The sequence below is a fragment of the Terriglobia bacterium genome (assembly GCA_020072645.1).
Lineage (GTDB): Bacteria > Acidobacteriota > Terriglobia > Terriglobales > Acidobacteriaceae > Angelobacter.
In genome coordinates, this window is sequence record JAIQGK010000008.1 from 237940 (window position 1) to 251245 (window position 13306).

At 57.7% G+C, this 13306-nt stretch carries 4 protein-coding genes; all 4 read left to right on the forward strand.

Annotated features, from left to right (window positions below; all coding sequences use genetic code 11):
- Positions 1–25: 25 nt before the first annotated feature.
- Positions 26–2515, forward strand: coding sequence for an amino acid adenylation domain-containing protein (locus LAO76_13465; protein ID MBZ5491934.1), 2490 nt, complete (start codon positions 26–28; stop codon positions 2513–2515).
- Positions 2413–6069 carry an amino acid adenylation domain-containing protein gene (locus tag LAO76_13470; protein MBZ5491935.1) on the forward strand — a complete coding sequence of 1219 codons (3657 nt, stop codon included), beginning with the start codon at positions 2413–2415 and terminating at the stop codon, positions 6067–6069. Before LAO76_13465 ends, LAO76_13470 begins: the two co-directional genes overlap by 103 nt.
- A 57-nt stretch (positions 6070–6126) precedes the next feature.
- On the forward strand, positions 6127–9417 hold the full coding sequence (locus tag LAO76_13475; protein MBZ5491936.1) for an amino acid adenylation domain-containing protein: 3291 nt from the start codon (positions 6127–6129) through the stop codon (positions 9415–9417).
- Positions 9418–9473: 56 nt separating this feature from the next.
- The coding region (locus LAO76_13480) for an amino acid adenylation domain-containing protein (GenBank protein MBZ5491937.1) at positions 9474–13306 on the forward strand (3833 nt) is incomplete at its 3' end.

The window sequence follows — 13306 nt, forward strand, 5'->3', positions numbered from 1 at the left end:
TTTTCTGAAACGGTACCTTCTTCCCATGTTGCCTGAATCCTATAGTCCCATCACTGTTTCTTCCCGCATACGACCGCCATTTGTGCATGAAATGTTCTCCAGCATTGCTGAAGGACATGCTGATCTGATCGCCCTCGAAATCGGAGACAAGCGGATTACGTATGGCCACCTGCACAGGAGATCCGATGCCATGGCCCAGCTGCTGCGGGCAGCGGGAGCCGGGCCCGGCGGTAGGGTGGTTGTTTTTGCCGAAGACAGAGAGTTCCTGGTCGTGGCTCTTCTGGCCATCCTCAAGGCCGGTGCGGTATTTGTGCCCTTGTTGCCGGAAACGCCTGCCCGGCGCGCCGAATCAATGCTCGAACTGTGTGGCCCGGGATGGGGGTTGGTACAGCCAGAATACCTTGAGCAATTCCGGCACATGCGGTTGTCCAGCCCAGTGCATGTGATTGCTGAAGCCCCGGATCTCGTTGAAAGCGGATCGCCGACGAGCGTGGAACCGGTAGAATCCGATCCTGACGCGCTCTGCTACATCTTCTTTACTTCCGGCTCCACAGGCGCTCCCAAGGGCATCGCCGGCCGGTTGAAAGCAATCGACCACTATATTCGCTGGGAAATGGGCGCCCTGGGCTTGAAAGAAGGGACGCGCGTCAGCCAGTTCATCTCTCCCATGTTTGATGCTTTTCTTCGCGACATCTTTCTGCCGCTGTGCTTGAAAGGCACGATTTGCGTTCCGGCCGATCCGCAGACAATGATGGACGGAACCCGTCTCAGGCAATGGATAAACGAACGGAAGGTCAACCTCATTCATACGGTACCTTCAGTCTTTCGGCTGCTTCTCAGCAAAGCCGCGGGCCAGGAAAGAATGGATTCTCTGGGGCACGTGCTTCTTTCCGGCGAGCCATTGCTGCCGGGCGACGTGCGCAAGTGGTATGCGCTGGGCGAGGCCGCGCGTCTCGTGAATCTCTATGGAGCGAGCGAGACAACGATGACGAAATTCATCTATTTTGTCTCGCCGCAAGATGCCGACAGGGCCTCCGTCCCTGTCGGCAAGCCCATCGAGGGAGCGCAGGCGGCGATCATAGACGAGAATGGCAACCTGTGCCGTCCCGGCATGGTGGGAGAAATCTTTATTCGAACACCCTACCGCTCGCTGGGATATTACAATCGTCCGGACCTTACCAGCGCCGCCTTCATTCCAAACCGCTTCAGCAAAGAAAACGATCCGAACGATCTGTTGTACAGGACCGGAGATCTCGCGCGCATCCTGGACTCGGGAGATTACGAACTGGTCGGCCGTCGTGATCAGCAGGTGAAGGTCCGCGGGGTGCGAATTGAACTGACGGAGATAGAAGCGGTCCTGATGAGTTGCCCCGGCGTGGAGCAAGCCGCGGCCGTGGTCCATGGGACCGAAGAAGGCTCGAATTATCTGTGTGCCTACGTTGTGCCCGGCGAAGGGTGCGAAATCGGCGCGCTGCGGCAACATGTCCTGAACTTTTTGCCGGAATCGATGGCGCCCAGCGCTTATGTAGCGCTTGCGCGATTACCGCGCACGCTGAACGGCAAAGTTGACCGCCGGGCGCTGCTGCCTCCAAAAAGCATGCTCCAGGGAACCGCTTCATCCGCGAACAGCCTGCTCAGCATGGAGGAAGAGGTCCTGTGTGGAATCTTTGAAGAAGTGCTCGGCCAATCTCCGATGGGCAGGGACGATAATTTCTTCGATTTGGGAGGTCATTCGCTGCTGGTGACGCAGGTGATGTCCCGTGTTCGAGGTGCGCTGGGGTTGGAAATCCCATTGCGGACGTTGTTTGAAGCGCCCACGGCCAGGGAGCTCAGCGAGAAGATCAGGGATGCACGGCGGTCCGCGACGAAGGCTCCTCCGCCTCTGGTCCGTGTGCAGCGCGGAGCGGAATCACCGCTCTCGTTCGCGCAGCAGCGGCTGTGGGTCATACACCAGCTGCATCCTCAGAGCGCTGCTTACAATATCACCTCGGCGTTGCGGCTTCACGGACGTCTTGACAAGCCGGCGCTCTTCTATGCCATTCGGGAAATTGTGGACCGGCATGAAAGCCTGCGCACCCGCTTCAGGGAAAACAATGGAGTACCCGTACAGGAACTGGTAAACGGGGCCGTGGTGCCTGTGGAGGAGATCGATCTGGCCGGTCTGAATGAGGATGTGTTACGCCTAGTCCACGCATGGGCGGAAGAACCGTTTGATCTGCAAAATTACCCGTTATTGCGGGTGAAGCTGCTGGGGCTGGGTGCGGAGGAGCACATGCTGGTGATCACCATGCACCACATCGTAAGCGATGGCTGGTCCATAGGAGTGCTGGTGCATGAGTTGGCAGAGCTGTACGGAGCGCGGGTAAAAGGGGAAAAAGCAAAGCTGAAGGAGTTGGATATTGGCGCAAGGCGTTGGCGGGAGTGGAACCGCTGGAACTGCCCAGTGACCGGCCACGGCCGGGACAGCCGAGCTATGCGGGTGGGCGGGAGAAATTTGTTGTGGACGGGGAGGTGATGAAGGGACTGAGGAAGAGGGTGAGGCAGGAAGGAGCGACGCTGTATATGGCGTTGCTGGCAGGGTTCGCGGTGGTGCTGGGACGGTGGTCGGGGCAGGAGGAAGTGGTAGTGGGGAGTCCGATAGCGAACCGGAACCGGAAAGAGACGGAAGAGTTGATTGGATTTTTCGCGAATACGATGGTGTTGAGGACGGAACTGGGCGGGGAGATCCATTTTGTGGAGCTGTTGCGGCGGGTGAAGGAAGTATGCCTGGGAGCGTATGCGCATCAGGATGTACCGTTCGAGAAGCTGGTGGAAGAGTTGCAGCCGGAGCGTGATCTGAGCCGCAGCCCGCTGTTCCAGGTGGGGCTGGTGCTGCAGAACGCTCCCATGGAAAGGCTGCGCCTGGAGGAGCTCACAATCAGTGAAGTTCAATTACAGCAAACCGCCGCTAAATACGATTTGACGATCTCATTGAGTGAAGTGGATGAAGGACTGCTGGGTGAAGTGGTGTATGCCCGTGATCTGTATGACGGAGAGACGGTGCAGCGGCTGGTCCGGCATTATCAGCGGATTCTGGAGCAGGCGAGCCGCGGTGGAGAGGAAAAGATATGGGAGATGGAATTGCTGGATGAGAAAGAGCGGGAGCAGGTGCTGGTGGAGTGGAACCGGACAGAGGTGGAGGTAAGGGAAGACGAGAATGTGCAGGAGTTGTTCGAAGCGCAGGTAGAGCGGAGTCCGGAAGCGATCGCGGTGGAGTACGAAGGGGAGAAGCTGAGTTATCGGGAGCTGAACAGGCGGGCCAATGGGATAGCGGAGCGGTTGCGGGAGTTGGGAGTAGGGGCGGAAGTGCGGGTGGGGATCCTGATGGAGCGGAGCCTGGAGATGGTGGCGGGGCTGATGGGAGTGCTGAAGGCGGGAGGAGCGTACGTGCCGCTGGACCCGGTGTATCCGGTGGAGCGGTTGCGCTACATGGCGGAGGATGCGGGAATCCGCGTGCTGCTGGTGCAAGCCGGTTTTGAGCAAAGGGCCGCGCAGCTTTTCGCGGGACTACCGGTGCAAGTGGAAGCTGTTACCAGCAATATGTATCTGCCATCAAGCGGGAGCGGCAATCGAGCGGCAAAAGTCAATCCAGAAAACGCAGCCTATCTTATTTATACCTCCGGCTCCACGGGTAAACCTAAAGGGGTGATCGTCGAGCATCGTGGAGTATGCAATCTGGCCGAAGCAGTTGGCCCGTATGGTGTAGGGCTGGGGGACCGTGTCCTGTTGTTTGCGCCATTGAGCTTTGACGCATCAGTAGCGGACTGGGTGATGGCGTTGCTCAAAGGAGCGACCTTGGTCATGCCGCCGGCCAACGAGCATCTGGTTGGAAGCGTTTTATCTGACTTGCTGTTGAAAGCGCGGATCACCCATGTGACGGCGCCGCCATCGGTGCTGGGAACACTTGAGCCATGCACCGGGCTGCCGACGCTCATCGTGGCCGGGGAAGCGTGTCCTCCGGATCTGGCGCGCAAGTGGTCCGCGGGACGGACCATGCTGAATGGTTACGGCCCTACGGAGATGACTGTTTGCGCCTCCATTTCCAGCCCGCTCTCCGGCGATGTGGTTACGATCGGACGTCCGGTTGCCAATACGAAGGCGTATGTACTCGATCGAAAAATGCAGCCGGCGCCCATCGGAATTCCCGGCGAACTATATCTCAGCGGCGCCGGCATGGCGCGCGGCTATCTGAAACGCCCGGACCGGACAGCGGAATCTTTTGTGCCTCACCCATACGCTACAAGTCCCGGTGAGAGGCTTTACCGCACTGGGGATCGCATCAAATGGCGGGCTGACGGCACGATGGAATACCTGGGGCGTGTCGATCAGCAGATCAAAATACACGGACGCCGGATCGAACCAGGAGAAATTGAAGCTACGCTGGCCGAGCATGCGGAAGTGCGGGAAGCTGCTGTTATAGGGCAGGAGACCACCCCCGGCGACAAGCGGCTGGTGGGTTATGTTATACGGGAGCCTCGCGGCGCAGCCCATATCGAATTGTGGCCGTCGGTCGCGGAGTATTTTGTTTATGACGATCTGCTGTATGGCGCCATGCTGGCGGATACACGCCGTAATGACGCTTATCGGGCCGCCTTCGCCGATCATGTTTGCGGCAAGGTGGTCGTCGAGGTAGGTACTGGACCACATGCGGTCCTGGCCCGCATGTGTATCGAAGCCGGAGCGCGCATCGTATACGCAATCGAGCGCTTGGAAGAATCCTGCCGGAGGGCCCGGGCCCTGGTTCATGAGCTTGGACTGGACGGCCGAATCGTGGTTATCCAGGGCGACGCACAACGCACGGAGTTGCCTGAAGCCGCCGATGTCTGCGTTTCAGAAATCGTCGGGCCGATCGGCGGGGTTGAAGGCGGTGCGGTCATTCTGAACGATGTCCGGCGTTTTCTCAAACCGTCGGGCATCATGATCCCCCAGCGCAGCTGCACACGTGTTGCGGCCGTAAACCTTCCCCGGGAAATCAGGGACAATTTGGGGTTCAGCGAAACATCCGTCCATTACGTGCGAAAAATCTTTGAGCAGGTGGCGAAGAAGTTCGATCTGCGAGTGTGCTTCAAGCGCTTTCCTCGATCGGCGGTGCTTTCCAATTCGGACATATTTGAAGAACTCGATTTTCGCGGACCCGTTTCACCGGAGTATGATCGCGCGATCAGCCTCACGATCGAAAAAGAAGGCGAGTTAGATGGAGTGCTCGTCTGGCTGACGCTTGAAACCTCGGCCGGTCATTGGATCGACATTCTCGAGCATGATCACTGCTGGCTTCCCGTGTATTTTCCGGTTTTTGAATCCCCGGTGAGCGTGAAGCCCTGCGATCGGGTGGAAGCGACCTGTAGCGCTCGACTCTGCGAGAACGGAGTGAACCCGGATTACATGCTGGAAGGGCGGGTATTGCGAAGCTCCGGAGGAGATGTCTCTTTCAGTTTCCGTTCCAACCATTTTGGAAAAGGATTTCGCGAATCATCCTTTTACTCCGCGCTTTTTTCCGAGGAGGGCGAGCCGGCAATCAACGCTGCACAAGATGATGCCGGCTTTTCCGCCGGGCTGCTTGAATTCGCGAGAGAGCGCCTGCCGGCATACATGGTTCCTTCGCAGCTCGTCGTGTTGAAGGACCTGCCTCTTATGTCGAACGGCAAGCTGGATCGCAAGGCGCTGCCGCAGCCCTCCGGCGACAACTTCAGCGCGGCCGATTTTGTTCCTCCGCGCACTCCCATGGAGGAACTGGTCGCCAAAGTCTGGAGCGAGGTATTGGGAACAAGAGCGGTGAGTTCCACCGCAAATTTCTTCCATCTCGGTGGCCACTCGCTGCTTGCTACCCGCGTTGTCGTCCGGTTGCGCGAGATTACGGGTACGGAGATCGAACTGCGCAGCCTGTTTTCCCATCCCCGGCTCCGCGATTTTGCCGGGATCATGGAAGAAGCACAGCAGCGCAGGCACAACGATCATATGCTGCGCCTGCTCGATCTGGTGGAACAAATGGACTCAGACGACGTGAAAGCGCTGCTCCGGCCTTCTCACTAAATATCTCCGGGCCGGCCTCCCAGTGCGGCTCTGCGCAGAATCAATCCTGAGGATCAAATGTCAGACATCATCAATGAACGGATTGCGGCGCTTTCTCCTGAAAAGCGCCGGGCGCTGGAAGCGCTTCTTTCGGCTGAGCAGCAAAAATCCGGGAGCATTCCCCGGGTGGAACGCGAGGGCGGCGTACCGCTCTCCTTTGCCCAGCAGCGGCTGTGGTTCATGGACCAGTTGGAGCATGGCGGCTTTGGATACAACATCTCTTCCGGCTGGCGTCTCACCGGTCCTCTTGACCTGACGGTATTGCAAGCCACCGTGGAAGAAATTGCGCGCAGGCACGAATCGCTGCGGACGCGTTTTGTTCGTAAAGACGGGCACGATCTGCAGGTAATCGAGCCCTTCCAGTCATTCGCCATGGAGATCACCGATCTCAGGCATGTGCCGGAAGAAGAACAGCGGGCACGGATACAGGAAGCAGCCGCCGCTGAGGCCCGCATCCGCTTCGATCTCACACAAGGACCGCTGTGGCGCGTCCGGGTGCTGACTCTGAGCGAGCAGCAGAATGTAATCCTGTTGACGATGCATCATATCGTGAGCGATGGCTGGTCGATGAGCATACTGGTCCGGGAGGTCGCGGCAATTTATGGCGCGTTTCTGAAAGGGAAACCGTCGCCTCTTCCGGAGTTATCCGTGCAATATGCGGACTATGCCGCCTGGCAGCGGGCAACGCTCCAGGAAGACATTATCGAGCGGCAACTTCAATACTGGTGCCACCAACTGGAGGGCTCTCCCGTCCTGGAATTGCCGTTTGACCATCCCCGGCCGCCGCAACTGAGCCGTCGCGGTGATTCTGTCCCCATCCACGTGCCGGGAGAGGTGGTTGCGGCCCTTTATGAGCTGTGTCGGCGTGAAAAGACCACCTTGTTCATGGTGCTGCTCGCGGCCTTTCAGATCATGCTCTCACGCTATAGCGGACAAGAAGACATTGTTGTGGGTACCGATGTCGCAAATCGAAACCGGGCCGAGTTGGAGCCGCTCATCGGATTCTTTGTCAACCAGTTGGTGATGCGTACTCATCTCGACAACGACCCCACAAGCCGGGAGCTGTTGCAGCAGGTTCGCGAAACCTGCCTGAGCGCTTACGCCAACCAGGATGTACCCTTCGAGCGGGTGGTGGAGAGATACAACCCGGAGCGCTACCTGAACCGTGAGCCTATCTTTCAGGTCAAGCTGCTGCTGCAAAATCAACCGGATTCTTTCAATCCATTTTCAGGTGTGCAACTGGAGCAACTTGGCTCGTCTGAGCACAGCGCGCGCTTCGATCTCGTCTTTACACTTCAGGAATCGGCCGGTCGTGTTTCCGGCACATGCATCTTTGCCACGGACCTCTTTGAGAGACAGACAGTGGCCAGGATGGTAAAGCACTGGTGCAGGCTTCTGGAAGAGCTTGTCCGGACGCCGGAAAAGCGCATCTCTGAGCTGCGGATGCTGGGCCAGGAGGAAATCGACGGTCTGCTGCGTCTGGGCAACGGGGCCGCACAGGCTGTTCCTGAGCATCTTGCCCATGAATTGTTTGATGCGCAGGCCCAAAAGACACCCAACGCGTGTGCCGTCAGCTGTGAAGGAAAGAGTCTGAGTTACTCTGAACTGCAACGGCGGGCGAACCAAATGGCGCATTATCTGCGCAGTCTCGGAGTGGGGCTTGAGACGCGTGTGGCGGTAATCGTGAGGCGCAGCGCCGCGGCCGTAGCCGGGATGCTTGCCATCTCGAAAGCAGGCGGAACGTATGTGCCTCTCGATCCGGAACATCCGCCGGAGCGCACAAAACTGATCCTTGAAGATTCGCGGGCAGAGTTCCTGTTGATGGAGCAGGAAGAGGAACTGCTGCAATCACCATACCTTCGGCATCGGGTGCTCCTCACCCGTGATGCCGGCGAAATCAGCAAAATGCCAGAAGAAGAACCGCAATCGGCCGGCTATGCTGAAAATGCCGCCTACCTTATATATACGTCGGGCTCCACAGGCCGCCCCAAAGGAACGGTGATCAGCCACCGTAGCCTGGTGAATCTGATTGAGTGGCATGCCAAAACTTACGGCACCGGCGGTCAGGACCGCGCGTCCCAGTATGCATCCCAGGGATTTGACGCTTCTATATGGGAAATCTGGCCAACATTGTCTTATGGAGCGAGCCTGCATATAGTCACTGGAGAAGATCGTCTTTCCGTACCACGATTGATGGATTGGATTTCAACGAATGGAATCACCATCGCATTCCTGCCCACGATGGTGGCAACCGCACTGATTTCTCATGAACCAGAGCATTTGCCATTAAAGACACTGCTGACCGGAGCTGATCGACTGCTGCCACTGGCCGTGAAGGATCCGGGGTTCAGCGTTGTGAATCACTATGGTCCCACCGAGGCCACGGTGGTGACAACATGGATCAAGGTCGCGCTGGACGGCAAAACCATCCCCATCGGGAGGCCGGTTCAGAATGCGCAAACCTATGTGCTTGACAGGTATTTGCATCTCTGTCCCCCGGGAGTGACGGGCGAACTCTTTATCGGCGGTGCCGGCCTAGCCCGTGGATATTGGGATCGCGCAGATCTTACCGCTGAACGGTTCCTTCCCAACCCGTTCGCCTGCGGAGAACGCATCTACCGTACCGGCGATCGGGTGAAGTGGCGCGCTGATGGAACATTGGAGTATATCGGCCGGACCGATCAGCAATTGAAGATTCGGGGCTGCCGGATAGAACCGGGAGAAATTGAAGCCGCATTGCGCGAGCATGAATTGGTACGCAAGGTGGTCATAGCTGCATGCGAAGATCGTGTGGGCCAGAACCATCTGGTGGCCTATGTGGTGCCGACGGGCGAGGCTGTGGACGCCCAGGAACTGCGCACTTATATCTCCGGAAAACTGCCTGATTATATGGTTCCATCGGTGTTTGTCGCGATGGAGGAGCTGCCGTTGAATGCCAACGGCAAGCTCGATCGCGTGATGTTGCCCTATCCGGAACAGCTCTCCGGCGCCTCTTCCGGCCATGTCGCCCCCCGCACCCCGGTGGAAGAAACCGTCGCAGCGATCCTCTGTGAGCTAATGCGCCTCGACAAGGTCAGCGTGGAAGCCAATTTTTTTGAGTTGGGCGGCCATTCCTTGCTGGCGACCCAGGTGATTTCACGAATACGAGAGACATTCCACGTGAATTTCCTGCTTCGCCAGATGTTTGAATCTCCCACCGTGGCGCAATTGGCGGCTCTGATCGAGGATGCGCTCATCGACGACATCGAACAGATCTCCGAAGAAGAAGCCGAAAAACTCGTCAAACTGAACGCAGCGGCGCGGGAATAACGCGTCTACTCTCTCTCCTGAAAGCGTTGCCCTCAACATGGAATTGGAACCCCCTTATGCAGACCTCCGCCCCTGATCGTGCATCGAAGCTGTCGCCCGCAAAACGCCTCTTGCTGGAACAAAGGCTGCGCGGATTATTTCCGGTAAAGACCAGTCTTCCCGCCATCATAAAGTGCAGCAGAGACCAGACGCTGCCGCTTTCGTTTGCCCAGCAGCGGCTGTGGTTTCTGGAGCAGTTGCAGCCAGAAAACGCGGTTTACAACATACCGTTCGGCATCCGGCTGCAAGGCGATCTGGATACGCATGCGCTGCAATGGAGCATGCGGGAGATCATCCGGAGACATGAAGTTCTGCGAACCAGTTTTCCCAGCGTCAAAGGAGTTCCGCAGCAAGAAGTCCATGAAAACTTCGATCCAGCTTTTGAGTTTACCGATCTGATGGCGGAACCTGAACCACAGCGCCAGGAAGCTGTGCGGAAAATCGCCGAGCAGGAGTCAACCCTGCCATTCGATCTCAGCGAACGTCCGCCGGTCCGGGCCAGGTTGCTGCGCCTTGAACACAATGATCATGTGCTTCTGTTCACCATGCACCACATCATCAGCGATGGCTGGTCCGTGGGAATCATGATCAGGGAATTGACTCTCCTCTACGAAGCAAGGTTAAAGGGCGTCCAGCCCCAGCTTCCGCCGCTTGAGATTCAATATGCGGATTTTGCCGTATGGCAGCGGAATTGGCTCCAGCATGAAGCCCTGGAGGAACAGCTGAGTTACTGGCGCAAACAACTGGAGGGAGTTGAGCCGCTAACCGTACAACCGGACTTTCCCCGCCCAACCCACGTCAGCAATCGGGGAGCAGTCCTGTCTTTCCATCTGGGCGCCGAGATCACAGCGCGATTGAAGGATCTGAGCCGGCGAGAGGATGTCACCCTGTTTATGACGCTGCTGGCCGCTTTTCAAGTACTCATGGCGCGCTATACGGGACAGCGGGACGTCGTGGTGGGTTCACCGATTGCTGGACGGAACCGGCTGGAAACGGAAGGGCTGATCGGGTTCTTTGTCAACGTCCTTGCCATGCGCGCCAATCTGGAACCGAATCCCGGCTTCCGTGCGTTGCTGGCGCAGACGAAAAATACAGTGCTGGATGCGTATGCCCATCAGGACCTTCCTTTTGAAAAGCTGATGGAGGAGCTGCGGCCGGAACGCGACATGGGCGGTCCGTCTTTCGTGCGGGTGACGTTCCTGCTCCAGAATGTTCCCATAGAAGAGTTGAGGTTAGGAGAGTTGCGGGTCTCCTCTTTCCAGCCCACGTCCCAAACAACCGTCAAATTCGAGATCAGCCTGAACGTGACTGAAACCGGGGCGGGGATGCGGGCAAACCTGGAATATGAGACCGACCTCTTTCATCCCGAAAAAATGCAGGCTCTGCTGGGCCACTGGCGGACAATTCTGGAAAGCGTGGTTGCCGAGCCCGAACGGCCGGTGCTGGAAATTCCGCTGCTGAGCAGCATTGAGAAGCGGCAGATCCTGGAAGATTGGAACTCACGTAAGCTTGAAGCTGACGCTGAAATCGCCCCGGAGCATCTTTTTGCGCATCATGCCGCCCGCAATCCGGAGGGCCTGGCGGTCAGCTTCCAGGGAAAAAGTTGGAGTTATCGCGAACTGGAGCAGCGGGCCAACCAACTGGCGCGCTATCTGCAAGCAATGGGAGCAGAGCCGGAGGTTGGGGTGGGATGCTGCTTTGATCGCAGCCTGGACCTGGTACTGGGTCCGCTTGCCGTGCTGAAAGCCGGAGGTACTTATGTGCCTATCGATACGCTGTATCCCGCGGAACGTATTGGTTACGTTCTGCGCAATGCGAACGTGAAAATCCTGCTGACGCATGCAAGCATGCAAGAACGCCTGCCGGACTACGAAGGCCATATTGTTTATCTCGATAGCGGCTGGGAGGAGATTGCAACCCAAAGCGCGGAGCCCCCCGCATCCCGGGCTTTTCCGGAAAATGCTGCCTACATTATCCATACCTCGGGATCCACCGGTCTGCCCAAAGGCGTAGTCGTTGAGCGCCATGAACTTGTTTATTTTCTGCATAGCATCAATTCAATGTATGGAATCTCGCCGGCTGACAAGGTTCTGCTGATTGCTTCAGCAGTCTTTGACGTTTCTCTCGGCCAGCTTTTCCTCGCTTTGTGCTTTGGCGCGCAGCTTGAGATCCTGCCGGATTTCAGGAGCGAAGGAGTCGATCCCATCGCTTACATGGTGGCGACCGGCGCCACAGTTGCAGAGTTCTCGCCCGCATTGTTGGTCGCATTTCAACGTTCCTGGCCCCAGTTGAGCGGATCCGCCACGCGTCTGATCATCTTGAGCGGTGAAAGCATTCCAGCAGAAGCAGTGGAACAGTGGCGGCAGACCGTGCCGGAGCGCATCGATGTGGTCAATGCGTACGGGCCCACGGAAGCGGTGATCGAATGCACGGAGCATTATTTCCCGCCGGCGAGCAGCCAGCCGGTAGATGTTCTGATCGGGCGTCCTCTCCCCAAACGCAGGCTCTATGTTCTGGATGAGCACATGGAACCCGTGCCGGTTGGCGTGAACGGTGAACTGTTGATTGGAGGAGCAGGTCTGGCGCGTGGATACTCGGGCAGACCTGATCTGACAGCGGAGCGTTTTCTTCCGGATCCTTACGGAAAGCCGGGGTCCCGCATGTATCGCACGGGGGACCTGGCCTTGTGGCGCAACAACGGGCGTCTGAAATTCAATGGCCGGGCCGATCATCAGGTTAAAATCCGCGGATATCGCATTGAGTTGGGAGAAATTGAAGCTGTGCTGGGACAGCACGCAGGCGTGCGGGAAGCCGCGGTTATCATCCACCAGGGCCCGCAAGCCGGCGAGAAGCAGCTTGTGGCTTGCCTGTCAGGAGACACATCTCTTCCGTCGCAAATCAATGAGCTGCGCGCGCATCTTCGCAGCAAGCTACCCGAATACATGGTTCCGTTCGCGTTTATCTTTCTGGAGAAACTTCCAGTAAATGCGAACGGAAAAGTCGATCGCCGGGCACTGGCGAAATTACAGCCGGAACTCGGGGCCCTTCCGATCGACTCCATGCCGCGGGAGAAGACGCCCATGGAAGAGATGCTTTGCGGAATTTTCGAAGACGTGCTGAGCTGCGGTCCGGTAAGCGTTGCTGATAATTTTTTCAATTTGGGCGGGCATTCATTGCTGGGAACGCAAGTTATGGCCCGGATTGGCGACCTTCTCGGAGTAGAGGTCCCCTTGCGGCGGCTCTTTGAAGCGTCTTCCGTAGAAGAGCTGGCAAAGAGCGTCGAGCAGTTGAGTGCCGAAGGCAGAACGCGGAAGGCGCCTTCCCTCGCGCGAGCAGTTCGGAGCGGAGCTTTGCCGCTTTCATTTGCGCAGCAGCGACTGTGGTTCCTGGATCAGTTGGAGCCGGGCAGCGCGGCATACAACATACCGCTCTGGATCAATCTGAAAGGCCCATTGGACACGGAGGCGCTGCACTGGAGCCTGCAGGAGATTATCAGAAGACATGAGGCGTTACGGACCAGCTTCGGGATGAAAGACGGGACCCCGATCCAGGAAGTAATGACCGAGACGGACCCGGAAATCGAAGAGGCGGATCTTCATGAAGAAGAAAGGGAGCAGCGGGAAGAACAGGCTATCCGGCTTGCTCGCGGGGCGGCGCTTCGCGGGTTTGACTTAAGCCGCGGACCGTTATTGCGGGTGAAGCTGCTGGGGGTGGGTGCGGAGGAGCACATGCTGGTGATCACCATGCACCACATCGTAAGCGATGGCTGGTCCATAGGAGTGCTGGTGCATGAGTTGGCAGAGCTGTACGGAGCGCGGGTAAAAGGGGAAAAAGCAAAGCTGAAGGAGTT

Bases quoted from the DNA above. Each gene is read 5' to 3' on its own strand.
- LAO76_13465 (MBZ5491934.1), top strand. From the start codon at position 26: ATGTTGCCTGAATCCTATAGTCCCATCACTGTTTCTTCCCGCATACGA.
- LAO76_13475 (MBZ5491936.1), top strand. From the start codon at position 6,127: ATGTCAGACATCATCAATGAACGGATTGCGGCGCTTTCTCCTGAAAAG.